The 25,970-nt window shown below is 72.4% G+C and carries 27 protein-coding genes; 13 read left to right on the top strand and 14 right to left on the bottom strand.

Going from position 1 to position 25,970, the window contains the following annotated elements:
* Window positions 1-2: 2 nt before the first annotated feature.
* Window positions 3-884 (bottom strand): GTP-binding protein LepA, encoded by an 882-nt coding sequence (locus AC5YDA_RS05075; protein ID WP_496190292.1) that lies wholly within the window; start codon window positions 882-884, stop codon window positions 3-5.
* A gap of 103 nt (window positions 885-987) precedes the next feature.
* Entirely contained in the window at window positions 988-3,249 is a 2,262-nt protein-coding gene (locus AC5YDA_RS05080) for an SDR family oxidoreductase (protein ID WP_496192826.1), read from the bottom strand.
* 68 nt (window positions 3,250-3,317) lie between these two features.
* Between AC5YDA_RS05080 and AC5YDA_RS05085 the strand changes: the two genes are divergently transcribed.
* The 7 genes from AC5YDA_RS05085 (at window position 3,318) to AC5YDA_RS05115 (ending at window position 8,387) form a co-directional block, all read left to right on the top strand.
* Window positions 3,318-4,103: an SDR family NAD(P)-dependent oxidoreductase gene (locus AC5YDA_RS05085; RefSeq protein WP_496189969.1), complete on the top strand. Its 786-nt coding sequence runs from the start codon at window positions 3,318-3,320 to the stop codon at window positions 4,101-4,103.
* Window positions 4,100-5,803, top strand: a complete 1,704-nt coding sequence (locus AC5YDA_RS05090; protein WP_496189970.1) for an FAD-binding oxidoreductase — start codon at window positions 4,100-4,102, stop codon at window positions 5,801-5,803. The genes AC5YDA_RS05085 and AC5YDA_RS05090 overlap by 4 nt, the downstream gene beginning before the upstream one ends.
* 7 nt (window positions 5,804-5,810) lie before the next feature.
* Entirely contained in the window at window positions 5,811-6,173 is a 363-nt protein-coding gene (locus AC5YDA_RS05095) for a fluoride efflux transporter FluC (RefSeq protein WP_496189971.1), read from the top strand.
* Window positions 6,170-6,547, top strand: a complete 378-nt coding sequence (locus tag AC5YDA_RS05100; RefSeq protein ID WP_496189972.1) for a fluoride efflux transporter FluC — start codon at window positions 6,170-6,172, stop codon at window positions 6,545-6,547. Before AC5YDA_RS05095 ends, AC5YDA_RS05100 begins: the two co-directional genes overlap by 4 nt.
* 63 nt (window positions 6,548-6,610) lie before the next feature.
* Entirely contained in the window at window positions 6,611-7,258 is a 648-nt protein-coding gene (locus tag AC5YDA_RS05105; protein WP_496189973.1) for a DUF1345 domain-containing protein, read from the top strand.
* A gap of 50 nt (window positions 7,259-7,308) precedes the next feature.
* Window positions 7,309-7,947, top strand: a complete 639-nt coding sequence (locus AC5YDA_RS05110) for a VTT domain-containing protein (RefSeq protein ID WP_496189974.1) — start codon at window positions 7,309-7,311, stop codon at window positions 7,945-7,947.
* 59 nt (window positions 7,948-8,006) lie between these two features.
* The gene (locus tag AC5YDA_RS05115) at window positions 8,007-8,387 is read left to right on the top strand and encodes a PAS domain-containing protein (protein ID WP_496189975.1); all 381 of its coding nucleotides are present in this window, start codon (window positions 8,007-8,009) and stop codon (window positions 8,385-8,387) included.
* Between the two features lie 4 nt (window positions 8,388-8,391).
* Here AC5YDA_RS05115 and AC5YDA_RS05120 read toward each other — a convergent pair whose 3' ends face one another.
* The 3 genes from AC5YDA_RS05120 to AC5YDA_RS05130 are packed head-to-tail and all read right to left on the bottom strand — an operon-like array spanning window position 8,392 to window position 11,574.
* A complete protein-coding gene (locus AC5YDA_RS05120; protein WP_496189976.1) occupies window positions 8,392-9,441 on the bottom strand; it encodes an NAD(P)H-binding protein in 1,050 nt (349 codons plus the stop codon).
* A 2-nt stretch (window positions 9,442-9,443) separates the two neighbouring features.
* Entirely contained in the window at window positions 9,444-10,196 is a 753-nt protein-coding gene (locus AC5YDA_RS05125) for a CPBP family glutamic-type intramembrane protease (RefSeq protein WP_496192827.1), read from the bottom strand.
* On the bottom strand, window positions 10,189-11,574 hold the full coding sequence (locus AC5YDA_RS05130; protein WP_496189978.1) for a cryptochrome/photolyase family protein: 1,386 nt from the start codon (window positions 11,572-11,574) through the stop codon (window positions 10,189-10,191). Before AC5YDA_RS05130 ends, AC5YDA_RS05125 begins: the two co-directional genes overlap by 8 nt.
* Window positions 11,575-11,661: 87 nt before the next feature.
* Here AC5YDA_RS05130 and AC5YDA_RS05135 point away from each other — a divergent pair, with 87 nt between their 5' ends.
* Genes AC5YDA_RS05135 through AC5YDA_RS05150 form a run of 4 tightly spaced genes read left to right on the top strand, consistent with a single transcriptional unit; the run spans window position 11,662 to window position 15,065 of the window.
* Window positions 11,662-12,885, top strand: coding sequence for a cytochrome P450 (locus tag AC5YDA_RS05135; protein ID WP_496189979.1), 1,224 nt, complete (start codon window positions 11,662-11,664; stop codon window positions 12,883-12,885).
* Window positions 12,885-13,226 carry a lycopene cyclase domain-containing protein gene (locus AC5YDA_RS05140; RefSeq protein ID WP_496189980.1) on the top strand — a complete coding sequence of 114 codons (342 nt, stop codon included), beginning with the start codon at window positions 12,885-12,887 and terminating at the stop codon, window positions 13,224-13,226. The genes AC5YDA_RS05135 and AC5YDA_RS05140 overlap by 1 nt, the downstream gene beginning before the upstream one ends.
* The gene (locus tag AC5YDA_RS05145) at window positions 13,219-13,542 is read left to right on the top strand and encodes a lycopene cyclase domain-containing protein (protein ID WP_496189981.1); all 324 of its coding nucleotides are present in this window, start codon (window positions 13,219-13,221) and stop codon (window positions 13,540-13,542) included. Before AC5YDA_RS05140 ends, AC5YDA_RS05145 begins: the two co-directional genes overlap by 8 nt.
* Window positions 13,539-15,065: an FAD-dependent oxidoreductase gene (locus AC5YDA_RS05150; protein WP_496189982.1), complete on the top strand. Its 1,527-nt coding sequence runs from the start codon at window positions 13,539-13,541 to the stop codon at window positions 15,063-15,065. The genes AC5YDA_RS05145 and AC5YDA_RS05150 overlap by 4 nt, the downstream gene beginning before the upstream one ends.
* A 9-nt stretch (window positions 15,066-15,074) precedes the next feature.
* On the opposite strand, the gene AC5YDA_RS05155 is transcribed toward AC5YDA_RS05150, so the two are convergent.
* The 4 genes from AC5YDA_RS05155 to idi all read right to left on the bottom strand — a co-directional run bounded on the left by AC5YDA_RS05155 (window position 15,075) and on the right by idi (window position 19,749).
* A complete protein-coding gene (locus AC5YDA_RS05155) occupies window positions 15,075-15,524 on the bottom strand; it encodes a hypothetical protein (protein WP_496189983.1) in 450 nt (149 codons plus the stop codon).
* A 180-nt stretch (window positions 15,525-15,704) separates the two neighbouring features.
* A complete protein-coding gene (locus AC5YDA_RS05160) occupies window positions 15,705-16,577 on the bottom strand; it encodes a phytoene/squalene synthase family protein (protein ID WP_496189984.1) in 873 nt (290 codons plus the stop codon).
* On the bottom strand, window positions 16,574-18,088 hold the full coding sequence (crtI, locus tag AC5YDA_RS05165; protein WP_496189985.1) for a phytoene desaturase family protein: 1,515 nt from the start codon (window positions 18,086-18,088) through the stop codon (window positions 16,574-16,576). The genes AC5YDA_RS05160 and crtI overlap by 4 nt, the downstream gene beginning before the upstream one ends.
* Window positions 18,085-19,749 (bottom strand): isopentenyl-diphosphate Delta-isomerase, encoded by a 1,665-nt coding sequence (idi, locus tag AC5YDA_RS05170; protein WP_496189986.1) that lies wholly within the window; start codon window positions 19,747-19,749, stop codon window positions 18,085-18,087. The genes crtI and idi overlap by 4 nt, the downstream gene beginning before the upstream one ends.
* Window positions 19,750-19,869: 120 nt before the next feature.
* Between idi and AC5YDA_RS05175 the strand changes: the two genes are divergently transcribed.
* A complete protein-coding gene (locus AC5YDA_RS05175; protein WP_496189987.1) occupies window positions 19,870-20,700 on the top strand; it encodes a MerR family transcriptional regulator in 831 nt (276 codons plus the stop codon).
* A 66-nt stretch (window positions 20,701-20,766) separates the two neighbouring features.
* Window positions 20,767-21,624 carry a Gmad2 immunoglobulin-like domain-containing protein gene (locus AC5YDA_RS05180; protein WP_496189988.1) on the top strand — a complete coding sequence of 286 codons (858 nt, stop codon included), beginning with the start codon at window positions 20,767-20,769 and terminating at the stop codon, window positions 21,622-21,624.
* Window positions 21,625-21,684: 60 nt separating this feature from the next.
* On the opposite strand, the gene AC5YDA_RS05185 is transcribed toward AC5YDA_RS05180, so the two are convergent.
* The 5 genes from AC5YDA_RS05185 to AC5YDA_RS05205 form a co-directional block, all read right to left on the bottom strand.
* On the bottom strand, window positions 21,685-23,100 hold the full coding sequence (locus tag AC5YDA_RS05185; RefSeq protein ID WP_496189989.1) for a glycoside hydrolase family 1 protein: 1,416 nt from the start codon (window positions 23,098-23,100) through the stop codon (window positions 21,685-21,687).
* Window positions 23,101-23,206: 106 nt separating this feature from the next.
* Window positions 23,207-23,827 (bottom strand): response regulator, encoded by a 621-nt coding sequence (locus tag AC5YDA_RS05190; RefSeq protein ID WP_496189990.1) that lies wholly within the window; start codon window positions 23,825-23,827, stop codon window positions 23,207-23,209.
* A complete protein-coding gene (locus AC5YDA_RS05195; RefSeq protein ID WP_496189991.1) occupies window positions 23,824-25,035 on the bottom strand; it encodes a sensor histidine kinase in 1,212 nt (403 codons plus the stop codon). The genes AC5YDA_RS05190 and AC5YDA_RS05195 overlap by 4 nt, the downstream gene beginning before the upstream one ends.
* A 33-nt stretch (window positions 25,036-25,068) precedes the next feature.
* Window positions 25,069-25,524, bottom strand: coding sequence for a DUF2871 domain-containing protein (locus AC5YDA_RS05200; protein WP_496189992.1), 456 nt, complete (start codon window positions 25,522-25,524; stop codon window positions 25,069-25,071).
* Between the two features lie 36 nt (window positions 25,525-25,560).
* A complete protein-coding gene (locus tag AC5YDA_RS05205; protein ID WP_496192828.1) occupies window positions 25,561-25,962 on the bottom strand; it encodes an HsmA family protein in 402 nt (133 codons plus the stop codon).
* Between the last annotated feature and the right edge of the window lie 8 nt (window positions 25,963-25,970).

Below are 25,970 nucleotides of genomic sequence, written 5' to 3' on the forward strand. Positions count from 1 at the left end.
GCTCAGAGGTTGGGGGCGAAGTCCCCGCGCTCGCGGTAGAGGTCGACGGCCTCACGCAGGGCGTTGAGCACGTAGGGCGGGAAGTCCAGGCCCTGCGACTGCGCCCACAGCAGGTTGGCCTCGAGGCGTCCGATCTCCTTGGCGAAGACCTCCAGCTCCTTCTCGAACCCGAGCTTGGTGATGACCTCGCCCATCTGGGCCTGGTACCGGGGGTCCTGGTGCGTCCCCACGAGCTCGTAGGAGAACGAGCGGAGTCGCTGGGCCAGCCACATCTGCCACGGGCGGAGTGTGCCGTCGGTCGTCACCTTCTCGGCGCTCATGCGGTAGAAGGCGAAGTGGCCGGGCTCCTGGCGCTTGATCGGGTTGATGATCGTCTCGCGGGTGGCCTTCTCCCCCATCTCGTCCAGCTGCGCCGCGAACGCGTTGTACGCCAGGACGGCCTGGCGCTCGGTGGAGGCGCCGGTGAAGTAGTAGATCGTCCGGGCGACGTCCTGGGTCGGCTCGAACTTCGCCATCGCACCGAGCACCTTCACCGCGAAGCCGACCTGCAGCAGCGGCTCGGACCCGGGCAGGCCGATGCGCTTCTTGAGCTCGTCGAGGATGAGGCCGTGCTGGATCTCCTGGCCGTACCAGACGTCGGCGTAGAAGACCCGGTCGGCCTCCGACGGGTTGGGCATGATCGTCAGCAGTTCGAGGACGTTGCGCTCGACCTCGAGCTCGACGCGCGCGAGGTAATCGAGGACGCCGGCGAAGCGCCTCCGCATCGCGGCTGGGTCCTTCACCGTGAAATCGACGGAGTCGAACGGGACGGGCGGGTGCTCCTCCCCCATCTTGCGCACGTGGGAGAGCAGCAGGGCATCGGTGATCCTGGACGTTCGAGCCACGGGATCACCCTAGCTTCCCGCCCACCGAACCGAACGAGCGCTCTGGCCGGCGAGCGTTCCCCGCCACAGGGCCGACGGTGCCGTGCCTGCCGTCGCCGTCGCGTCAGGCGTGGCGCCAGTCCTCGATCGGCCAGTAGAGCCTGGACGCCGTCCGGTACAGCGGCAGGTCCGGGTTGACGGCGACCGGACGCCCCAGCAGTTGCAGCCAGGAGGCGTCCGAGATCGAGTCGCCGTAACCGTGCGAGCGGGACAGGTCGTAGCCACCAGCCGCGGCGTATGACTTGAGCCACTGGGCGCGGGCCTCGTCCACGAGCGGCGGGGTCGTGAGGTAGCCGGTCAGGACGCCGTGCCGGCTCTCCATCGAGGAGGCCACGACCTCGTCGAACAGGTGCGCCACCGGGGCCGCGAACAGGTCGAGGGAGCCCGTGACGAGGACCGTGCGGTGTCCGGCCGCACGGTGCTCCTCGATGCGGGCCAGCGCCCCGGGGCGCAGGGACCGCACGACGTTCTGACCCCAGCCTCCCCCGACGACGCGCTCGATGTCGGCGACCCTCGTCCCGGCGTAGCGCCGCGAGAACGCCCGGACGAACTCGCCCCGGTCGCGCCGCTCGGCCTTCAGGTAGGTCGCCGTCTTGCCGACGAGGTCGACGATCTCACCCGGCAAATCACCGACCGGGCGCAGACGCCCCATGATCGACAGGTACTGGGTCACCAGCGAGGACGGCAGCACGGTGCCCTCGAGGTCGAACACCGCCAGCACGTCCGTGCCGGATTCCAGCTTCCGGGCCTGCGACCGCGTCGCCCGCTGCGCGGAGGAGGCCCGCGCGTGCACCTTCGCCAGCGACGTCATCGCGGGCAGGTGGACCTGCTGCCAGTACTGGCCCCAGTCGATGTCGCGGACGTCGAAGGTCCGGTCGACGGGGACGTCCGCCGGCAGCTTCGCCCCGAGGGCGCGGGTCTGCTGGTCGTCGAAGAGCATCTCGGTGCGGGTGTAGCTCTGGTACAGGTCGACGTAGGTGCGCAGCGAGCCCAGGCCACGCTCCATCCTCGACAACGAGGACGCCCATTGCCGCGTCCGGGACGTCGATGGCAGCGCGTCACCCACCCGCGAGCCGAGCGCGGACAGGCGCTCCTTGAGCCGCAGCGACCGCTCGGCTGCGTTGTTGGCGGGGAACTTCCAGGTCGGGACGACGATCGGGCGGCCCTTGTCGTCCTCCAGCGGGTGGGCGAGGAAGTACTCACGCACCTCGGCGTACATCCGGTGGAACGGCAGCGGGTTCGAGGCGCCGGAGCACACCTGGTAGTAGCCCGTCTCGGGTGTCTCACGAGCCTCGTCGGCCCGGCTCGTCCCCGTCTTCGGTGACGACTGGTGACCCAACGCGACCAGCGCCATGATCACGTTCACGACGTAGTCGACGGGGATGACGTCCAGGACCGAGTCGGGCAGGCCCGGGAACTCGGGCAGCGCCCCCTTGGCGTACGCCATGATCAACGGGTCGGCGACCTTGAAACCGTCGATCCAACCCGGGAACGGATGCCGCAGCGCCGACTCGATGATCGCCGGCCGCACGATGGACAGGCGATGCCCCCTGCCGGCCCACTCCTCCTCGGCGACCCGCTCCCCCAGCGCCTTCGAGAACGTGTAGACATCGGTCCACCCGACGGAGCGGGCACGTGTCCGGCCGAGTTCGACCAGGCGGTGGTTCACCCACGCCAGCCGCGCCGCCTCGGACGCCCGGGCCACCGACTTGGGCCCCTCCTTGCCGTGCTCGCGGGTCGCGTCGTCGATGAAGGACTGCAGGCGCTCGGGCGTCCGGGACGCCGCTTCGGCCTCGACGCGGGCGACCTCGGCGGCGGCGAGCTCCGCGCGCCAGTCGATCTCGTGGTCGACGGACGCCTCGGGCCGCAGCCCCTTGGCGATGCCCCCCACGTAGCAGGTGGACACGTGGATGACGTGCGGATCGAGTCCGGACGCCTCCAGCGCGGCGTACAGCGCCCGTGGCCCGCCGACGTTGTTCGCGAACGACTCGTCGATCGGGGCGTCGAAGCTCACGGTCGAGGCGGAGTGGATCACGACGTCCACGTCGATGTCGATGCGCTCGAGAGCGGCGAGGTCGGCCTCGAGAACCCCGGTCCGCTCGGCCCAGATGCGCTTGGCCTCGGCGTCGCCGACGGAATCGCGCCAGGTCTTGAAGACGGGCTTGCGCAGGAGCCTGTCGAGACGGTTGCGGGCGTCCTGGTTGCCCTTGCGGCGGATCACGGCGGTCACGTGGGCGTCGGTGTCGGCGAGCAACCGCTCGAGCACGGCCTGCCCCAGGAAGCCGGTCACACCGGTCAGCAGAACCCGCACTGGTTGGGTGGACACGCAACACTCCTTCCGGGAGGTGATGGGGGTCACCTTCGAGGGGGCAGCGTAATGTAGCGTGCCGTCCCATGCGGATTGCGCTCATCACCGGCGGCACGTCCGGGATCGGGTTGGCCTTCGCCCGAGCCCTGGCGCGCGACGGCGTCTCCTTGGTCCTGGTGGCACGCGACCGGGTCCGGCTGGACGCCGTGGCCACCGAACTGGCCGCGGCCCACGGCGTCCGGGTCGAGACCCTGACCGCCGACCTGACCGACCGCGCCGACCAGGCGAGGGTCGCCGACCGCCTGCGGCAGGGGGACGTCGACACGCTCATCAACAACGCCGGCTTCTCGCTCAAGACCCCCATCGTCGGCGGGGACGACGCCCTGGCCGACGCGGCCTACGAGGTGATGGGCCGCGCACCGCGGGTCCTGGCGGGCGCAGCGGCGCCGGCCATGAGGGCCAGGGGTGAGGGCTGGATCATCACCGTGGCGAGCGTGTCCGCGCTGACGCGGCAGGACTCGTACTCCGCGCTCAAGGCCTACGCGCTCGCCCTCACCGAGGTGCTCGCCCTCGAGCTGGCCGGCTCGGGCGTGCACGTGACGGCGGTCCTGCCGGGCTGGACGCGCACCGAGTTCCACCAACGCGGCGGGTCGGGCCGCAAGGGCGTCCCCGGGTTCCTGTGGCTCAGCGCCGACCGCGTCGCCAGGGACGCCCTGCGCGACGCGCGGGCCGGACGCGTGGTGTCGGTGCCCAGCAAGCGGTACAAGGTGGCCGGGGCGCTGCTGAACCTGCTCCCCAACTCGGCCGTCCGCGCGCTGTCGCGCCGCATCAAGGGCACGTCGAAGAACCCCAGCGAAGGAGCACGGCCGTGAAGCACGTCAAGCACATGAAGTGGTGGGGCTGGGGTGAGGAGGGCGTCTTCTTCAACTACGAGAACAAGCCGGCGTTCGCCCCCTTCGTGAAGAAGCACCTCGGCATCGACCTGCGCCCCCGCCAGGTGGACACGATCCCGTTCGACTCCTCCACCGTCCCCGACTCCGGGCTGCCCGAGGCGCTGCGCGACGCCCTGGTCGCCGCCACGGCCCCGGACCGTGTGACGACCGATGCCCACGAGCGCGTCGTCCACGGGCACGGGTCGTCCGTGACCGAGCTTCTGCACGTGTCGCGCTTCGACTACGGGCGACTGCCCGACGTCGTCGTGTACCCGTCCACGGACGCCGAGGTCGCGGCCGTGCTGGCGGCGTGCGTCGCGGCGGACGCGGTGGTCGTCCCCTTCGGCGGTGGGACGAACATCGCCCGCTCCCTGCAGCTCGATCCCGCCGAGACCCGCCCGGCCGTCTCGCTGGACATGGGCCTGATGGTCGGCATCCACGAACTCGACGAGGAGTCGGGGCTGGCCCGCATCGGCGCCGGCATGCTCGGGCCCGACCTCGAGGAGGCCCTCGCAGCCCGCGGCTGGACCCTGGGCCACTTCCCCGACTCGTTCACCCACTCCACGCTCGGCGGCTGGGCGGCGACGCGTTCCTCGGGCATGCAGTCGGACAAGTACGGCGACATCGCCGACATCATCCGCGGCATGACCGTCGTGCGGCCGTCCGGCACCGTGACGCTGAAGCCCGTGCCGTCGGAGTCGACCGGACCGTCCTTGCGTGAGATGTTCATCGGCTCCGAGGGTCGCCTGGGCGTCATCACCGAGGTCTGGGTGCAGATCCACCGGATCGCCGAGGAGCGCACCGTCGTCGCGTACATGTACCCGACGTGGTCGGACGCCGTCGACGCGATCCACTCGATGGCCGATGCCGAGGTGCCCACCACCTTCGTGCGCATCTCCGACGCCAACGAGACCGCCTTCTCGCTGTCGACGCAGAAGGAGGCCCTCACGTTGAGGAAGAAGGTGGAGGGCAAGGTCCAGGAGCAGCTGTGGGCCTTCATGCGCCGTCGCGGCTGGGACACCGACGCCATGTGCATCAGCTATGTGTGCTTCGAGGGTTCGAAGGCGGACGTCGAGGCCCGCCGCCGCCAGGTCGCCCTCATCGCGAAGCGCCACGGCGCGCTCGTGCTCGGTACGGGACCGGGCGCGCTGTACGACCAGAAGAAGTTCGACACCCCCTACCTGCGCGACTTCCTGCTGGAGCAGGACGTCATGGGCGACGTGTCCGAGACCTCGGCCCCGTGGTCGAGGATCAACCCGATCCACGACGGCGTCTACGCGGCGGCGAAGGCCGCGTTCAGCGCGTTGGGCAAGCAGGGCTTCGTCATGTGCCACCTGTCGCACAGCTACCACGTCGGTGCCTGCCTGTACTTCACCTTCGCGTTCCAGGCCGGTGAGGACGCCGACCGCGAGTACGCGACCGTGAAGACCGCGATCCAGCAGGCGTTCATCGACCACGGGGGGACGCTCTCGCACCACCACGGCGTCGGCATGGAGCATGCTCCGTGGATGGAGCAGGTGCTCTCGGCCGAGGGCGTCTCCCTGATCCGAACCCTGTTCGAGGCGACCGATCCCGGCCGGCACCTCAACCCGGGCAAGATCATCGACCCGGCGCTCTCGCTGTACGACAAGCTCGGCTGACACTCCGGTGCGCGGTGTCGGACTGGTGTTCGTCGGCGGGGCGGTCGGCTCACTGATCCGACACCTCATCGGGCTGGCCCTGCCGGACCTGTGGCCCGTGTTCCTGGTGAACGTGCTCGGGTCGTTCACGCTCGGACTGCTGCTGGGCTCCTCCCCTCGCCAGGAGCGACGGCTGCTGCTCGGCACCGGGTTCCTGGGCGGGTTCACCACCTACTCGGCGTTCGCGGTGGAGGTGATGCGGCTGGGCTCGGCCGGTGGGCCGGCCCTGGGGCTGGCGTTGGGCGTCGGCCAAGTGGCGTGCGGCTTCGTCGCGGCGCTCCTCGGCTTCGCCTTGGCGGACGCCGCGAACTCACGGCGGCGTCGGGGGTGAGCGAGCTCGTGACCTGGCTGTGGATGGCCCTCGCGGGCGGTGTCGGTGCTGCCCTGCGGCACCTGGCGCACGTCGGTGTCCAGCTGGCGGGCGGACGGTCGTCATGGGCCACCCTCGCCGTGAACGCCGTCGGGTCGTTCGCGCTGGGACTCCTGGTCGGGTGGGCCGGACGCTTGGTTCCCGAGGCCGTCCTGACGATCCTGGGCACCGGGTTGCTGGGAGGGTTCACCACCTTCTCCACCTCCTCGGCCGAGTCGGCCGAACTGTGGCGGGACGGCCGACGCGACGCCGCGCTGGTCCTGGCCACCGTGATGCTGGTGGCGTCCGTGGCCGCGGCCGGCGCGGGCTGGGCGCTGGCGTCGGTCCTGCCCTGAGCGCCCGAGGGTGGGACCACCCCCCTGCCCGGGCCCTCCACGGCTGGCGGCACAATGGCCTCCATGAACACGCCGCCCTGGGTCGACTCGACCCTCCCGCGCATCGTCATCGCGGCTTCCGTGGGGCTCGGGACCTGGCTGGCGCTCGCGAGGACGGGCGCGCTGTGGGCCCCGCTGGGCGGTTGGATCACCACGGCCGCCGTCATGTGCCTGTGGGTGTGGCTGCGCGTGCGCGGGATGGACCCCGCGGAGGTCCGCTCCCACGCGCAGCGGGAGGACACCGGACGAGCCCTGGGTGACGTCCTCCTCCTGGTGGCCTCGGTGGCGGCCGTGGTGGGGGTCGGCTTCCTGCTCTTGGCCAGCTCCCACACCCAGCCCGATGCACCCCTGGACGCCCTCATCGGTGTGCTGGCCGTGGTGGCGTCCTGGCTCACCACCCACATGCTCTTCACGCTGCGCTACGCGCGCATCCACGTGGCCGACCCGGAGCACGGTGTGGACTTCCCCGGCGACGAGGAACCCACCTACCGGGACTTCGCCTACGTGGCCTACACCATCGGCATGACCTATCAGGTCTCCGACACCGGAATCAAGGGCGGCGAACTGCGCGGGACGGCCCTGCGCCACGCACTCCTCTCCTTCTTCCTCGGGTCGATCGTGGTCGCGACCACCATCAACCTCGTGGTGCAGTTGGCCAGCGCCGGCCCCTGACCCGACGACGCACAGGCCGCGCACAGGAACCGGGGGTAGGTTCGCCTCCCGTGACCATCGCAACCCTCCTCATCCCGACCCTGACGGGAATCCCGAACCTGCACGACCTGCTCCACGGCTGGGGTCCGTGGGTCCTGGTGGGGATCGCCGCCATGGTGTTCATCGAGTCGGGGCTGCTGTTCCCCTTCCTGCCCGGCGACTCGTTGCTGTTCACCGCCGGCATGCTCCACCTGGCACTCAATCTCGACATGAGCCTGCTCATCGGCGTGGTCCTCGGCGCAGCGGTGCTCGGTTCGGCCGCGGGCTACCTCCTCGGCGACCGGTACGGACGCGGGCTCTTCACCGAGGACGCGCGCGTGCTGAAGACGAAGTACCTGGCGCAGGCCGAGGGGTTCTTCCACCGCTACGGCGGGCGCTCGATCGTGCTGGCCCGGTTCGTCCCCGTCGTCCGGACGTTCCTGCCCGTCGTCGCCGGGGCCGTCCGCCACCCCTGGAAGCACTTCATGGGCTGGAACGTGCTCGGCGCGGCGCTCTGGTCGGCCGTGCTGATCCTCGCGGGCGTCTGGCTGGGCGACGTCACGTGGATCGCGAACAACATCGAGGTCATCTCCGTCGGGATCGTCGCCGTGTCGCTGATCCCGGTCGGCGTCGCCCTCTGGCGCAATGCGCAGGCGGGCCGAGCCGTCTGAGGCGGCCCCTCCCTGCGGTCAGGGTGCGCGTCCATGCCTTCTCATGGACAATCGGGGACATGACCGACGACCTGGTTGCCCTCAAGGCCGCAGCACTCGACCATGCCGGCGACGCGATCATCGTGATCGACAGCGACGGCATCATCCGCGCTTGGAACGGTTTCGCCGAGCGCCTGTTCCTGTGGACCGCCGAGCAGGTGATCGGGCAGGACGTGAAGATCATGATCCCCGAGCGCCTGCAGGGCTCCCACGATCGCGGCTTCTTCACGGCCATGGAGAGCGGGCACCTCGCCTCGGACGGCCGTGCCCGGCACACCCGCGCGGTGGGGCCCGCCGGAGAGAAGATCTACGTGACGATGACCTTCGCGGTCGTCTCCGGCACCGACGGGTCCGCGATCGGCGCCGTGGCCGTCGCGCGCGCGTGGGACCGCGAGGAGTAGCGACTCACCGGGCGTCCGCCTTCCTCTCGGGTCGCGGTTCGGGGCTGTGCCGCGGTCGGGCCGGAACGAGGGCGGAGAGGGCTCCGGCCAGGGCGCAGGCCACCAGAGCGGCCCCGACAACGGCGAACCTCCGCCCCCACCGCTTCGGGTCGGCGCCCGCGAGAGCACGCCGGACGGCCTCGTCGTACCCCAGCAGCCCGCCGGCGGGGTCGCCGAGCAGGTCGGCGGCGTCCGTCTCCCGGCGGACGGCCTCGTGGATCAGGCTCCCCACCAGGGGCTTGGCGATGGCGGCGGACACGGGGGTGATCAGCCCCACCCAGTGCGAGGCCAGCCAAGGCGTGAGCACCGGCACCGTCGCCACCAGGCGGGGCCGCAGCCCGGCGATCCGCGCGTAGCGCCGCATCATGCCGGCGTAGGTGAGCACCTCGTCCATCCCGATGTCGAGCGTGCGGTTGACCTCGGGCGGCAGGTCGGCCGCCCGGACGAGGTAGTGGACGACGTCGGCCAACGCGATCGGTTGGATGCGGTTGGTCAGCCACCGGGGGCCGACCATGACCGGCAGCCGTTCGGTGAGGTGGCGCAGCATCGCGAACGACGCCGATCCCGCCCCCAACACGACACCCGCCTGCAGCACCGCGGTCGGGACGCCCGAATCGAGGAGGATCTCGCCCACCTCGACGCGGGAGGCCAGGTGTGGGGAGAGGTGGCCTCCGGGGTGGAGGCCGCTGAGGTAGACGATGCGGCCGGTGCCGGCGGCACGGGCCGCGTCGGCGAACCCGGTGGCCAGCGCCCGGTCCCGCGCGACGAAGTCGCCGCGGGCGTCCATCGAGTGCAGCAGGTAGTAGGCCACGTCGGCCCCGTGCAGGGCGCGGCCCAGGAGGGCGGCGTCGGCGGCGTCCCCCTCGGCCACCGAGACGCGGCCACGCCAGGCCGCGTCCAGCGCGTCCGGGTGGCGGGTCAGGACGCGCACCGCCCAGCCCTCGTCGAGCAGGGCGGGCACCAGGGCGCCGCCGATGGTGCCGGTGGCGCCCGTCACGAGTGCGGTTCTGGCCATGGTCAGCCTCCCAGGGTGAGGACGGGGCCGAGCAGGAAGAGCATCCCGAGCGACCAGGTGAGGTGTGCGGCGATGGGTCCGGCGACGCCACCGGTGACGCGGCGCTGGGCCGCGGTGAGCAGGCCGAGGCAGGCCGCGGCGAACGTCAGCAGCGGCACGCCCGTGAACAGGGTGGAGGCGGTGTAGAGCGCCGTGGAGCCGAGGAGGTCCCACCGTGGGCCGATCGCGGCGTGGACGGCTCCCCGGAAGAACAGTTCCTCGGCGATGCCGTTGAGGACGGTGATCGCCGCGACGACCCACACCGAACCGACGCGGGCGTGGTCCAGCAGGTCGTCGACCGGCGCCCGCAGCAGGGGAACACGCGCGATGACGAAGGCGCCGGCGAGGAAGACCGCCAACAGCATCGCGCCCAGGATGAGCCCCTGGAGGACGCCGCGGCTCGCCCCTCCGGAGCGGGTGCGGCCCCGACCCAGACGCAGGGGTCCGGACGCCAGCGCCCCGGCGCCCCACAGGCCGGCCACGCCCAGGGCCGCGCCGTAGAACAACGGGTCACCCGGGCGGATGGCCAGCGCCCAGCCCAGGGCGAGCGCACCGGCCAGCACCGTGACGGCGACCACGACGCGACGGCGCACCTGTTGCGCGCGCGTCTCGGGGAGGCGCGTCCCCACGGGGCTGAGCAGCGAGGCCCGGAAGAAGGCGTGCAGTTCGGCCAGCGGCCCGCGGCGGCCCACGGGTGCGCCCCTCAGCTCAGGCACCCGACCCCACCGCCCCCCGCGCCTCGGCGTACCGGGCCAGCGCCTCGCGCCGCTCGGCGGCGTGGTCCACGATGCGCTCGGGATAGCCGTGCGCGTAGCCGTCCCCCACGGCCCAGGGCTCGTGGGCGCTCGCCCCGGCCAGGTGCGCCAACTCGGGGACCCACCGGCGGACGTAGTCACCCTCGGGGTCGAAGCGCAGCCCCTGCAGGACGGGGTTGAACACCCGGAAGTAGGGGGCGGCATCGGTCCCGGTGCCGGCGGTCCACTGCCACCCGTGCGTGTTCGAGGCGAGGTCGCCGTCGATGAGGTGGTCCAGGAACCACCGGGCGCCGACCGGCCACCACACGTGCAGGTCCTTGGTCAGGAAACTGGCGGCCACCATGCGCACCCGGTTGTGCATCCAGCCGGTCGCCAGGAGTTGGCGCATGCCGGCGTCCACGAGCGGGTAGCCCGTGCGCCCCTGCTGCCACGCCGCCACCAGGTCGGCGCCGTCCTCGTACCGGATGCCGGCCAGTGCGGGCCGCAGGTCGGCGGTCAGGCTGTCGGGGTGGTGGTGCAGCACGTCGGCGTAGAACTCCCGCCAGGCCAGTTCGGTGACGAACCGCTCGGCGTCCGGCCCCCCGTACGCCTCGAGGTCGGCCAGCAACGTGCGCGGGTGCAGGACGCCGAACGTCAGGTACGGCGAGAGGTGGGAAGTGGCGTCGAGGTCCGGGCGGTCGCGACCCGTCGCGTACCCCGCCAGCCCGTCGCCCAGGAACGCGTGCCACCGTTCCAACGCGGCCTGCTCCCCGGCGGGCGGCAACGCGGGTACGCCCGGCCCCTCCAGCGCCGCCTCGAGGGTGGCCCACGCGTCGTCCGCGGGAGCGGCGGGAGCGAGGACCAGGCCGGGTGGCTCCTCGTCCGGGGCCCGCCAACCGTGCCCGCGCCATGCCCTGGCGAAGGGGGTGAAGACCTCGAACGGCTTCCCCTCCCGCGTGCGGACCCGTCCGGGCGTGACCGCGTAGGGGCTGCCCGTCTCGACCCAGGTGACGCCGACCCGGGCGAGCGCGGCCCGGACCCGTGCATCACGCGCGGCCCCGGCGGGCTCGGTCTCGGCGGAGACGTGGACCGACCCCGCCCCCCGAGCCTCCGCGAACGCCGGCAGCACCGTGTCCGGCTCGCCCTGGAGCAGCGTCAGGCGCCCGTCGTAGGCCTCCCGCAGCGCGAGCAGGGTCGCCGCCAGCCACGCCCGGCGGGCGGCGCCCGCCGTGTCGAGGAAAGCGGGGTCGAGGACGAAGCAGACCGCGACCTCGCCCCCGGCGGCGCGGTCGTGGGCCGCCGCCAAGGTGGGGAGATCGGCTCGGCGCAGGTCGCGACGGAGCCAGACGATCGCGCTCATGGGGCCAGCGTAGGGATTGGACAAACATTGTACAAGTGGCGGACCTGCGCGCTACGGTGGGGGTCGACCGACCGCGAAGGAGCCCTCGTGACCGCGCCTGCACCGAGCCGCCGAGCGTCGCGCGCCGACGAGCGCGAGGTGCCCCGCGTGGCCAAGGAGGGCGGCCTGTGGCGCATCCGGTCCCTTGCGGTCGCGCGCCAGGTACTGCGGGCTCGCCGGGAGACCACGCAGGCGGGGTTCACGGCCGAGTGGATCCCGCAGGGGTGGCTGCGGCACCACCCGATCCTCATCTCCGACGGCCCGCTGCACGACGAACAACGCACCAGGGTGGCCCGGTTCCTGGCCCCTGCGGTGGTCGCCGACCGCTACCTCTCCCTGATGGAGCGCCGGGCCGACGCGCTGCTCGACGGACGGGGTCGGGAGGTGTTCGCCCTGGACGACCTGGCCCTGCTCTACGCGGTCGAGGTCACCGGGCACGTCGTGGGCCTGACGGAATCACCGGTGCCCGCGTTGGCCCGCCGGCTGGTCTCGTTCTTCCGGCAGCCACCGTTCGACCTGGCCCTGCCGCGCCTGGGTCGCACGCCGCGGCAGTGGGCCCTGGCCGCGGCCAACGGCGTGGTCCCCCTCGTCCGGTTCCACCTGGCCGATGTGCGCCCGGCCATCCGGCGGCGCCGGCGGCGTCCGGCCGGCGACATCGTCAGCCACCTCATCGCCGAGGGCTACACCGACGCCGACATCCTCGTCGAGTGCCTCACCTACGGCACCGCCGGCATGGTGACCACCCGCGAGTTCATCACGATGGCCGCCTGGCACCTCCTGGCCGACGACGCCCTGGCCGACCGCTACCGGGCCGCGGAGCGGACGGAGCGGCTGGCGATCCTCAACGAGATCCTGCGCCTCGAACCCGTGGTCGGGCACCTGTACCGGCGCGCCACGGCACCCTTCACCCTGACCGAGGGTGACCGGACCTGGGCGGTGGCAGCCGGGGACCTGCTCGACGTCGCCGTCCGGCAGGCCAACGCCGACCCGGAGGCGGTGGGCGCCGACGCGCTGACCCTGTGCCCCGGCCGCCGCCTGCCGGCCGGCGTCAACGAGGCGGTGCTCAGCTTCGGCGACGGTGCGCACCGCTGCCCCGGGCAGCCGCTGGCCGTCCTCGAGGCCGACGTGCTGCTCACCCGCCTGCTGGCGCGCGACCCCGTCCTGCTCGACGAGCCGATGCTGGGCTGGGACGACCTCATCGCCGGCTACACGCTGCGCGGCCTCCGCCTCCGGCTCGAGGCATCGGCCACCATCGCGAGGAGACGGCCCTGATGGACGACCGCTACCAGTACCTGGCCCTGATGGCCGCCTGCGTGCTGATCACGCTGCCCCTGGAGTTCCTGCTGCGGGCTCGGGTCTACCGACGGCCGGTGCGCCTGGCGCTGGCGATGCTGCCGACGCTGGTCGTGTTCGCGGCCTGGGACATCCTCGGGATCGTGCGCGACCACTGGTCCTACAGCCCCCGGTTCACGACCGGCGTCATGCTGGGCCCCATGCCGCTGGAGGAACTGGTGTTCTTCCTCGTGATCCCGGTGTGCGGCCTCCTCACCTACGAAGCCGCCGGCACCGTCCTCGGGCAAGTCCGCGGCGGGAAGGAGGACGCGCATGCCTGAGTACACCGCCCTCACCCTGCTCGCCGTCCCCGCCCTCGTCGCGGTGGAACTCCTCTGGCTGCGGACGGGACTGTTCCGCCGGTTCCAGTACTGGCTGGCCATCGCGATCGTCTTCTTCTTCCAGGTCTGGGTCGACGGCTGGCTGACCAAGCTGAGCGACCCGATCGTCCTCTACAACCCGGCGCACCACGCGGGGGTCCGCTTCCCCTGGGACATCCCGGTCGAGGACTTCGGCTTCGGCTGGGTGATGGTCACCCTCACCCTCCTGGTGTGGGAGCACCTCGGGCGTCGCACGCGCACCCCGGAGGCAGCATGAGCCGGCCCGGACCACGCAGCGCCCTCCCCGGCCGCGACCGGCGCGCGGTGCACCACCCCGCCCCGGATGGCGCCGCACGCGCGGATCCCGGCCGGCACGTCCTCGTCGTCGGCGGCGGCATCGCGGGGCTGGCCGCGGCGACGGTCCTGGCCGAACGCGGCGTGCGGGTCACCCTGGCCGAGGCGTCCGACCGGCTCGGCGGCCGGGTGGCCGCCTGGCCGCTGGCCGACGGGCGGACGATGAGCCGGGGCTTCCACGCCTTCTTCCGGCAGTACTACAACCTGCGCGCCCTGCTGCGTCGCGTCGACCCGGACCTCGGCTTCCTCACCCCCGTCGAGGACTATCCGCTCCAGCGCCCCGACGGCTTGCGTGACTCGTTCACCGGCCTGCCCACCACGCCGCCGTGGTCGGTGCTGGAGTTCGTGCGCCGCAGCCCTTCGTTCACCCTCGCCACGCTGGCCCGGGTCAACGTGCCCGCGGCCCTCGAGCTGCTCAGGACTCGGTTCCCCGGCACCCACGCCGCCCACGACGGCGAGTCCGCAGCGGCGTTCCTGGATCGGCTGCGCTTCCCGCCCGCGGCGCGCGCCCTGGCCCTGGAGGTCTTCGCCCGCTCCTTCTTCGCCGACCCGCGCGAGTTCGGCGCCGGCGAACTGGTGGCGATGTTCCACACCTACTTCCTCGGGTCCGCCGAGGGGTTGCTCTTCGACGTGCCCGACGACGACTACGACACCGCCCTGTGGGCACCCCTGGCCCGCCACCTGGGGGGCCTCGGCGTCACGGTGCGCACGGGGGCCCCCGTCAGCGACCTCGCGATCGGCGTCGACCGGGTGACCGCGCGGGTCTCCGGCGACCTCGTCGAGGCGGACGCCTGCGTCCTGGCGGCCGACCCGCGCTCCGCCCGGGAGCTGATCGCGCCCCTGCCGGACGCCGACCCCGCCTGGCGGGCCGCCGTCGCAGCGACGCGCAACGCGCCCCCGTTCGTGGTCGTCCGGCTCTGGCTGGAGCACTCCGTGGACGCCGACCGCCCCGCCTTCCTGGGCACCACCGGGTACGGCCCCCTCGACAACGTGTCGGTGCTGGAGCGCTTCGAGGCCGACGCCGCCGACTGGGCCCGGACGACCGGCGGCTCGGTGGTCGAACTGCACGCCTACGCCTGCGCCCCCGAAGTGGCGTCCGACCCGGCCGCGGCGGACGTGGTGGCCGCCACGCTGGAGGACGAACTGCACCGCGTGTTCCCCGAGACGCGTGCGATCGCCGTGCAGCACCGGGAGGTCCTGGTCCGCGACGACTGCGCCCTCATCACGCCGGAGCCGTGGGAGGTGCGTCCCGGCGTGCGGACGCCTTCGCCCCGGTTGGTGCTCGCGGGCGACTGGGTGCGTTGCGACCACCCGGTGGCGCTCATGGAGCGTGCCGCGACCACGGGCTTCCTGGCCGCCAACGAGCTGCTCCGCGGCTGGGGCGTTCGGGGCGAGGACCTGTGGACCGTGCCCTTGCGGGGCATCCTGGCCCGTCCCGTTCGCTGAGGCGGCCGGTCAGCCGCCGGCACCGTCCTCCCGGCCCGGATCGACGTCCTGATCGACGACCGGGGGCTCGGGAGGGGCCGCCTGGCCGGTGTCGCGCGGGGTCAGGGGCATCAGGTCCCACGCCGCGGACAGCGCCGCGGTTCCCAGGTTCCTGCGTGCGCCGTGGGTGAGGTCGTCCAGGCCGATCGCCGACCAGAAGCCCCGGTGCTGCTCGCAGTCCAGGACGGCGGTGACCCGTCCACGCACCGGGGACCGGTTGCGAGCCGCGGTGACGTGCAGGTAGCGATGGCCGGAATCCTTGGCCCGCCAGGCGACCACCTCCGGTCGGGACAGGACCAGCGCCCACGCGAGCAGGTCGGACGGGCCCGCGACGGTGGCGGTCACGTCGCCGACGATGTCGAGGTCACGGCTGGTTCGAAGCAGGATCGCCAGTTCGTGCGCATCCTTGGCCGGGTACACGATTCTCCCTCCGTCAGTGTCATGGACGGGTGCGAACCCGCCCTCGCCGGTCTGCACCGTGCACGGCTGGCCCCCTCGGCCATCCGGACGGGCAACTGGTTAGATTTTCCCCGTCCGGGAGAACGTGTCAAGGGTCGCCGGCACCCCCTCCGGGACCGCCCCGAGGAACGTCCGGCGCCGTCAGCGGCGCGGCACCCCGACGGTGACCGACCGCAGCGCCACGGCCAGCTTCTCGGCGTCCGGCACACGGATCCGCCCGCCGAACACGTCGTGACCGGCGGCCTCGATGCGGTCGAGGATGCGGCTGTAGAGCACCAGGGCCGTCCCCACGCAGCGCCGCGAAGCGGGAGGGAGCAGGGGCAGGCCCTCCTCCGCCCGTGCGTACAGGGCGCGGGCGCGCGCCACCTGTTCGGCCATCATCGCGCGCCAGGCCGGCGTGACGGTCCGCAGCCGTGGGTCGGCGCCGTGGCGTCGCAGGTCTGCCTGCGGCAGGTAGACCCGCCCCCGATCCAGGTCCTCGGCGACGTCACGCAGGAAGTTCGTGAGTTGGAACGCGTTGCCCAGCGCCCGCGCGGGTTCCTTCGCCTCGGCGGAGTAGGGCTCGAGCACCGGCAGCATCATCTCGCCGATCACGGCCGCCGAGCCCTCCATGTAGCCGTCCCGCAGCTCCTCCCACGTCTCCCAGGTGTCGCGCTCCAGGTCGGTCGCCATGGCCGCGAAGAACCGCTCGAAGCACTCCGGGTCGATCCCCCGCCGCCGGACGCTGTCGACGATCGCGGCCATCACCGGCTCGTCGGAGCCCGCGCCGAGGGCCCGGAAGAACGTGGCGCGGAAGGCGTGCAGCCGCTCCGCGGGCGTCCCCTCCTGCGGGACGGCCAGGTCGACGCGGCCGGGCTCGTCGACGATGTCATCGGCGAGGCGGCAGAGCGCGTACACCGTGAACACGTCGCGGCGCTGGGAGGGCGGCAGCAGGCGAGCCCCCCAGTAGTAGGTCGTGCCGTACTGCTTCGTGAGCTCGCCGCAGCGCCGGTAGCCGGCTTCGAGGTCGGTCATCGGTCCATCTCCTGGACGCGTTGGGCGGCGAGCTTGCCCGAGATGAGCACCATCGGGATGCCCACACCCGGCGTGGTGCCGGAGCCGGCGAAGACCAGGCCGGGCACCCGCCGGTCGACGTTGCGTGGCCGGAAGGGCCCGGTCTGCGGCAGCGTGTGGGCCAGGGCGAACGGCGTCCCGGCCGCCATTCCCTGCGCGTACCAGTCGGCAGGGGTGACGAGTTGCTCGGTGACGATGTCGGTGGGGTACCCGAAGTCACCCAGGAAGGCGTGCAACCGGTCCCGCAGCCGCGGACCCTCCACACCCCAGTCAAGACGCCCCACGGCCATGTTCGGCACGGGCTCGAGCGCGTACAGGGTGTGGGCCCCCGTCGGCGCCGCCCCCGGGTCGTCCACCGAGGGAACGGCGATGAAGCGGGACGGGTCCCGCATGGGGACGCCGCGCACCAGCAGGTCGGTGAACGCGTCGGACCAGGCGTGCCCGAAATGGATGTTGTGGTGACCGGTCGCCTCGGGCAGCTGACCGCGGACGCCGACGTGCCACACCAGCGCGCTGGGCGAGTAGCGACCGCGGCGGACGACCACCGGCGGCGTCACCCCGGGCAGGAGCCGCTCGTAGGCCACCGGCAGGTCGCACGTCACCACGACCGTGTCCGCGGCCAGCCGCTCGCCGCTCTCCAGCAGCACGCCGGACGCCCGGCCCCCGGCCGCGCGGGTGACGTGGTCGACCGTCGCCTCGTAGCGGATCTCCACCCCGGCGTCCCGCGCAGCGCGCGCCATCGCCGCCGGCACCGCGTGCATGCCACCCTCCGGGAACCAGACACCCTCGATCGAGTCCATGTACGTGATGACCGCGTACAGGGCCAGCGCCTGGTCGGGTGCCAGGCCGGCGTACATGGCCTGGAAGCTGAACACGCGGTGGAGGCGTTCGTCCGAGAACCGGCGGGAGACCTCGGGCCCGAGACGCTTGAATCCCCCCAGCCGCAGCAGCTCCGCCGCCGCGCGGGGCGAGCGGAACAGGCCCAGCGGGGAGTTGAAGTTGGTGTCGATGAAATGGGGCAGCTCCACGTCGTTCAGGCGACGCAACCACACCACGAAGTCGTCGAACGCGCGGGCGTCCTTCGGGCCGCTCTCGGCCTCGATGACCTCGCGCATCTTCTCGTGCCCGGGGCGGACGAGCAGGCGCGAGCCGTCGGCGAAGAAGGCGTGGTAGGCCGGGTCGAGCAGCTGCAGGGTGACGTAGTCCCCGACGGTGCGGCCCACCGCCCGGAACGCCTCCTCCAGCAGCGGGACCATCGTGAACACGGTGGGTCCGGTGTCGAAGCGGAACCCGTCGCGCTCGAGCATGCCGTTGCGCCCGCCGGGAACGGACTCGCGTTCGACGATCGTGACGCGGTGTCCCCCGCCCGCCAGGTGCAGGGCGGCGGCCAGTCCGGACAGGCCGGCACCGACGACGACGGTGTGCCGGCCGGCGCCGCCCGGCCGGGCGCTCGCCCCACCCCGTGCCGTCACGCCGACCGCCAGGCGATCGTGCGGGCGGCGTCCGTGAGGCCGACCACGCCGGGCTCGGCGAGAGGCGCCCGTTCCAGGCACGCCAACCCCGCCTGGACCTCGTCGGCGATCAGGCGCTCGAGCATGACGTCGATGCCGGCCGCACGCAGGGCGTCCGCCAGGGCGGGGACGTCCTCGCGGCCGAAGCACGGTGTGCCCACGCGCTCCAGGAGGTCAGCGGCCCCTCCCGTCAGGTGCTCGCGGGCCAGCGACAGCAGCACGGTCGCCTTGCCCTCGTAGAGGTCGTCGCTGGCCGGCTTGCCGGTCAGCTCCGGGTCGCCCCACACGCCCAGGTGGTCGTCGCGGAGCGCGAAGGCCGAGCCGAGGTGATCACCGCAGGTCACGAGCGCGTCCAGGACCTCCTGGGGTGCCCGCGCAGCCGTGGCCCCCAGGTGCAACGGGCGGGTGACCGTGTAGCGGCCCGACTTGGTGCGGGCCACGTGCTCGGCGTGCCGGCGGTCGCGACGTCCGGACGCCGCGCCGGTCAGGTCGGCGCGCTGGCCCGCGATCAACTCCACCGACAGGTCGCGCCAGGCTGCGCGCATGGCGGAGGGCAGCCCGTCGACCAGGCCGTCGGCCAGCGCGTGGGCCAGGTCCCCCAGCAGGATCGCCAGGTTGCGGCCGAACACCACGCCGTCCCCCAGGGCCGAGGCGTCCCGGTGCCACCCGGTCGCCTCGACGTGGGCCGAGGGGCGCCCCCGGCGCTGGTCGGATTCGTCCATGACGTCGTCGTGGAGCAGCGCGAACAGGTGGAGCAGCTCCACGGCGGCCGCCGCCCGGACCATGTGCTGGTACCCACCCTCGCCGTGGACGCCGCCGGCGGCGATGAATCCCCAGTAGGCCATGGTGGTGCGGACGCGCTTGCCCCGTCCGATCAGCAGGCCGCGCAACCATCCGGGCAGGTCCTGGCGCAGCACATCGACCCCCAGGCCTGCGGAGAACTCCTCCCAGTCCTCGGCGAGGGCCGCGAGCTCGCCCTCCAGCAGGGAGTCCACGTCGCGGTGGACGGCGTCCGGGTCGGGGCTCGAGTGGCGCCCGAACGAGGTTCCGGACGCCATCGCGGCGACCATGAGCGGCACCTGACGCGCCGCCCACGGGCTGTACACGTGGGGCGTCGCGGTGATGGCGGCGGTGAGGCTCTCCCAGGGCACCCAGGCCCAGTCGGCCACCTCGGCCGGGTCCGGCCGGGGATCCTCGCCGGCGACGAACCCGGCGTAGACGGGGCACACCTCGTTCTCCACGATGCCGGAGGCGTCCGTGGCCCGGTAGCGGAAGTCGGGCAGGAGCGGGATGAGGGGTCCCACCACCAGGCCCAGCTCCTCCCGGATGCGGCGTCGGGCCGCGGCCTCGATGTCCTCCCCCGGGCGCGGGTGGCCACACGCCGAGTTCGTCCAGACACCGGGCCACGTGCCCTTGCCCAGGGCGCGTCGGGTCACGAGGACGTCACCCCGGGCATTGAAGAGGTACGTGGAGAAGGCCAGGTGGAGCGGCGTGGCGTCCGTGTGGACCCGGCGCCGGTCGGCTCGCCCGATCGGGCGAGCCCGCTCGTCGAGCAGGACGACATCGTCGCCGACGGGTGATGGCGCAACCTCGTGGCGGGGGTGAGTGGGATGGCTCGTCATGGCTCCGTCCAATGTTTGTACAACTTTCTCCGCCACGGTAGACCGCACATGCACGCCACGCAAGACATTCGTCCAATGTTTGTATAAGCTCTTCACCGACGCCTCGCGAAGGAGGGAAGGGTGTACACGGTCAGCCAGGCTGCGGCACTCACCGGCATCCCCACTGCGACACTGCGTGCGTGGGAACGGCGGTACGGGGTCATCGCACCCGAGCGGACCGAGGGCGGCTACCGGCTCTACGATCCCACACAGATCGCGATGCTCCGCGAGATGGCCGCCCGCGTCGAGTGCGGGATGCGACCGGCGCAGGCGGCCGCCAGCCTGGCCGGCTCGCGCAAGGCGGCCCAGCGGACCGGCACCCCCGACCTCGTCGCCGCCGCGACCTCGCTGGATCCGGCGAGACTGCGCGAGACGATCGATGCGGCCTTCGCGGCGTCCGACTTCGAAGTCGTCGTCACCACATGGCTCATCCCCCAGCTCCGTGCACTGGGGGACGCCTGGGCGGACGGACGGGTCTCGGTGGCGCAGGAACACTTCGCCTCCGCCGGCCTGATGACAGCGGTGGCGTCCGCGTTCGCCGACGTGGCCGCGGACGCCCACGGGCCGACGGTGCTCGTCGGGCTCCCGGCCGGGTCCCGCCACCAGTTGGCGCTCTACGCCTTCGCCGCCTGCCTGCGCCGGCTCGGCCCCAACGTGCTCTACTTGGGGGCCGACCTTCCGGCGGAGGAATGGCTCTCCGCGGCGCTCGTCCAGCGTCCGCGCGCCGCCGTGGTGGCTGCGCACTCCCCCCAGGACGCCGCGGCCGCGACCCTCGTCGTCGAGGCGCTGGCCGCACCGTCGGTACCGGTGTGGGCGGGTGGGGCCGCAGCGGCAGGCGTCCGGGGGGCGACACCGCTCCCGGACGACATCCCCGAGGCGGCACGGCACCTCACCCGGATCCTGCTTGCCTGAAGGCACCCACCCGCAAGGCACCCCGGCACGATAAAATGGCGCAACGCTCCTCGGAGGAGGCATGCCATGGCCCCCCACTGGCCCGTCGTCGCGACCGTGATGCTGCTCCTGGCGGGGTGTTCCCCGGCCCCTCTTCCCGCGCCCACCGCGGGCCCCACGGCGGTGTCCTCCGCAACACCTTCCCCCACCTCCCCGTCGCCGTCCCCGATCATCACGCCGACACCGGCCGCCCCGATGGGACTGGTCTACTTCGTCGTGGACACCACGCGGGGCTTCCGGCTGGTCCGCGAGTCCCGGCGCGAGGCGGCGGACGCGCGGGGCGCGGTCGAGGGGATGATCGCCGGACCGCACGACCCCGACTACCTGAGTTCATGGCCGAAGGACACCCGCGTGCTCGGCATCGAACAGCGCGCCGGCGTCATCTCGGTGAACCTGTCGGGTGAGGCTCGGGGAGCCAACGTCGGGGCGTCCGGCGAGGCCATCATGGTGCAGCAGCTGGTCTGGACCGTCACCGGCGCGGTGGATCCCACGGCGCCCGTCCTGGCGACCATCGAGGGCGAGCCCGCATCCTGGGGGCACCTGTCCTGGGATGAACCCCTCACCCGGCAGGACGCGCTCGACGTGAGACTGCTCGTCGGCATCGACTCGCCGGGCGAGGCGGAGTCGGTCACCTCACCGGTCCGGCTGTCCGGCGAGGCGAACGTGTTCGAGGCCACGCTTCCCTGGCGCGTGATGCGCCCGGACGGCACCGTGATCCAGGAGGGTTTCGTCACCACGACCGAGGGCCAGGCATTCGCGCCGTGGGAGCTCACGCTCACGCTGCCGCCGGGTTCGTACGTCTTCGAGGTCCACGACTCAGACCCCTCCGGCGGTGAGTCGACGCGCCCGCCGGACCGGGATTCCCGCACCTTCACCGTCGCGTGATGACCGGGCGCGAGCCCCCGAGCAGCACGTCTGGCGGGCGCTGCGCCGGGAGCTGGACGCTCAGGGGTCCGTGAGCACGGCGCCGTTGCTGGCGATGATGTCGCGGTAGTACCCGAACGACTTCTTCCTGTACCGGTTCAGGGTGCCCGTGCCGTCGTCGTTGCGGTCGACGTAGATGAACCCGTAACGCTTGGACAGCTGCGCGGACGCGGCGCTGACGAGGTCGATCGGCCCCCACCACGCGTAGCCGAGCAGGTGGACGCCATCGGCGATGGCCTCGCGCACCTGCACGAGGTGGTCGCGGAGGTAGTCGATGCGGTAGTCGTCCTCGACGGTCGGGACGCCGTCGACGACGACCAGCGCGTCGGTGGCGCCGAGCCCGTTCTCGACGATGAACAGGGGCTTGCCCCAGCGTTCCCAGTAGTCGTTGAGCACGACCCGCAGCCCGACCGGGTCGATCTGCCAGCCCCACTCCGTCTCGGGCAGGTGCGGGTTCTTGACACCGGCGAACAGGTCGACCCCCGGCTCCGCACCCTGCGGGTCGTCGGTGGCGCACTGGCTGACGTAGTAGCTGAAGGACACGAAATCGACGGTGTGGCGCAGGAGCGCGCGGTCCTCGTCGGTGATGTCCAGTTCGACGCCCTGCTCCCGCAGCGCCCGCAGGTGGTAGCCGGGGTACTCGCCGCGGCAGTGGATGTCGCCGAACGCGTAGTTCTCGTGCTCGAGCCGACGGGCGGCCAGCACGTCGCCCGGGGACGGTGTGAGCGGGTACGTCGGCATGGCCAGGATCATGCAGCCCACCTGCGCGCCGGGCGCCAGTTCCCGGGCCAGCTTCGTGGCCAGCGCGGAGGCGACGAGTTCGTGGTGGACGGCCTGGTGCAGGTTCCGGGCGCTGAGCCGTTCCTTCGGCGTCCAGATGCCACCTGACATCAAGGGGGCGTGCAGCACCGAGTTGATCTCGTTGAACGTGATCCAGTACGTGACGCGGTGCCCGTACCGGGCGAACACGACCCGGCAGAAGCGCTCGAAGAACCCGATCAGCCGACGGTCGGTCCAACCGTCGTAGGCCTTGGCCAGGTGCAGCGGCGTCTCGTAGTGGCTGAGGGTGACCAGCGGCTCGATCCCGTGCCGCTCGAGTTCGTCGAGGACCCGGTCGTAGAACGCGAGCCCGGCCTCGTTGGGGGCCTCGTCATCGCCGTGGGGGAAGATGCGGCTCCACGCGATCGAGAACCGGAACACCGTGAAGCCCATCTCGGCGAAGAGGGCGATGTCATCGGCGTAGCGATGGTAGAAGTCGACGGCATCGTGCTTGAGGTTGAGCGGCACGTCGCCCTCGGTGTGCGGACCCACGATGCCGCGGGGCATCACGTCCTGGATGGAGAGTCCCTTGCCGTCGGCGAGGTGCGCGCCCTCCAGTTGGTTGGCCGCGGTCGCCCCGCCCCACAGGAACCCGTCCGGGAAGGAACCGCTGAGCATGAGTCTCCCTTCACCGGAACCGATGGGAACCCGATGGCGGTCCGGTCCGCTCAGCCTAGACGCTGGGCACTCCTCCCGGGCGGGAGCCCGACGGTCGCCGTACCGGTCAGGCGAGGAGCCCGTGGGTGCGGGCCGCGGCGACAGCGGAGGTCCGGCTGTCGGCGTGAAGCTTCCCGAAGATGTGGACGAGGTGGGTCTTGACCGTGGCCTCGGAGATGTGGAGGGCGCGGGCGACCTCCTTGTTGGCCAGCCCGTCGGCCACGAGGCGCAACACGTCGCGTTCGCGGTCGCTGAGGTGCGGGACGCCGCGGACCATCCGGTCGGTCACCCGCCGCTCCAGGTCGGGTGACAGGACCAAGCGGCCGGTGGCGGCGTCCCTGATGCCCTGGAGGATCACCTCGGGTTCGGCGTCCTTCAGCAGGTACCCGGCCGCGCCGGCCATGACCGCGCGCACGATGTCGCTGTCGTTGTCGTAGGTGGTCAGGATGAGCACGGCCGGCCGTGCGCCGTCGCGCCGCAGCGTGTCGGTGACCGTGACGCCGTCCATGCCCGAGCCCAGGCGCAGGTCGCAGAGCACCACATCCGGGTGCAGCTCGGCCACGAGCGCGAGCGCCTCCTCCCCGGACGCGGCCGCGCCCACCACGGTGACGGCGGGCTCGCTGTCGAGGAGGGCCTTCAGGCCAGAACGGACGACGGGGTGGTCGTCCACGAGCAACACGCGGATCACGGAGTCCCTCCCGTGGCCGGCACGAACGGCACCGTGACCGACAGGGCGGTGCCGCGCCCGGGTTCGCTCTCGAGGGCGAGCCCACCCCCGAGCGAGGCGAGCCGGGCGCGCAGGGCCTTCAAGCCGTAGCCGCCGTCGAGGGTGGGTCCGACCTCCGCCAGGGAAGCCGGGTCGAACCCGACCCCGTCGTCGACCACGTCGAGGCGGACCTGCGCGTCGACCCGGGTCACGGTGACGCCCACCCGGCGTGCCCCCGCGTGCCGGCGGACGTTCGCGAGCGCCCCCTGCGCCGCGCGCAGGAGGGCGACCTCGCTGGCGGTCGCGAGCCGGGGCAGGAGTGGGTCCACGTCCAGCGTCACCTCGATGCCGAGCTGGCCGGCCAGTTCGCTGGTCATCCGGGCCAGCGGTGCGGCGAGTCCGCCCGCGGCGAGGTCCTCGGGCGCCAGCGCGTAGACGATGCGCCGCGACTCGGCCAGGTTGTCGGACGCCGCCGCCCGGATCTGTGCCAACAGGTCCTGGACGCGCTGCGGGTCGGGCTCGCGGGCGGCGGCGCGGGCCAGCAGCAGGATCGAGGAGAAGCCCTGCGCGATCGTGTCGTGCAGGTCATGGCTCAGCCGGGTGCGTTCGGCGAGGATGCCGGCGTCCCGTTGCGCACGGACCAGTTCGTCCGACAACGCCGCGGCCTCGGCCTGCGACGCGAGCACCCGGGCGAGCAGGCGCCGGTGCTCCTCGCCCTCGCGCTGGAGGCGGAGGGCACCCCGGGACAGGCCCACCGCCACCAGCGCGCCGATGATCGGCCCCAGCACGGCGGCGGTCGAGTACTGGCCCTGCTGGTGGAACACCATGATCACACCCGTCACGCTGACCGCGGTGAGCGCCAGGGCCGCGGGCAGGGGCAGCAGGTGGGCGACCCACATCCACACCGGGAACGCGAGCCAGACGAAGTCAGGGGACAGCAACATCAGGGCGGCGGCCCCGGCCAGCAGGGCGACGACCCAGACGGCACGGCCGGTGGACCCGATCCGGCGGTGGGCGAGGAGCCCCGCGCCGAACAGCACCGCGACGGCAGCGCCGGCTCCGTACAGCGGCCAGCCGCCGCCGGCCAGGGCACCCCGGGCCACACCGATGAGCAGGAGCACGACGAACAGGGCGCTCTGACCGACCCGCAGCAGCCCGGCTGCCACGGACGACTGGGGCGTCGCGCTCATCGTGCTCCCTCCTCCCGGCTCACCGTAGCGGTGTCACCCGATCGTCAGGTCGGACGCCGCGGCTGCCGGAACCGCGGCGTCCGTCCTGAGCGCCCGGCGCAGGATCAGGAAGAACAGGACGAACGTCCCCGCGAGCGTCATGTGGCCCAACCCGGAGACGCCCGCGAGCATCGGCGAGGTCGCGAAGGGGACGTCGAGCACCTGCAGTGAACCCTTGACGAGCATCATGCCGAAGGTGAGGGTCAGGCCGGCGTTCCAGAACAGCAGGAACAGGCGCAGGCGGCGATCGTGGTCGAGGGAGAACGCCTTGGCCAGGGCCAGCACGACCAGCAGGACCGTGGTGCCGAGCGCGAACGCGTGGGTGTGTGCGACCGAGAGCTGGGTGACGCCGGTGAAGTCGGTCTGGCGGGTGAACTCGCGGTAGAACAGGCCAGAGGCCAGCCCCAGTCCGGTCCAGACGGCGGCCGAGGTGAACAGCTTCGAGAGCATGGGGGTTCCTTTCAGGACGGTGGTGTGGAGCACGGTTCAGGCGGCGGAGCCGAGCGCCCCGGTGACGTACGGCAGCAGCCACAGGCCCCAGACGGCGAGCGAGAACCGGTGGAAGGCCAGCCGCTCGTTCTCGCGGTTGCGGAGCAGAACGGCCACGGCCCAGGCGAGGTGGAGCGCCATCAGGGCGAGGGCGGCCGCTCCCGTGACCGCCATGATGGTGTTGAGGGCGCCGCTGAGGCCGGCGGGACGTCCGGCGTCCGCTCTGGCGATGAGGGTCATCAGCGCGGTCCCCGAGGCGTCGAGGGCGAGCCCCGCGCCGAAGAGGCCCACATGACTCCAGCGGAGCGTGCCGACCCTGCGTTCCCACCACACCCCCGACGAGTAGAGAACGAGCGCAGCAGTTATCAGGACTATCGCCATCACGAGCATGACCACCATGCTCGCCG

Source organism: Propioniciclava sp. LT294 (genome assembly GCF_059516005.1).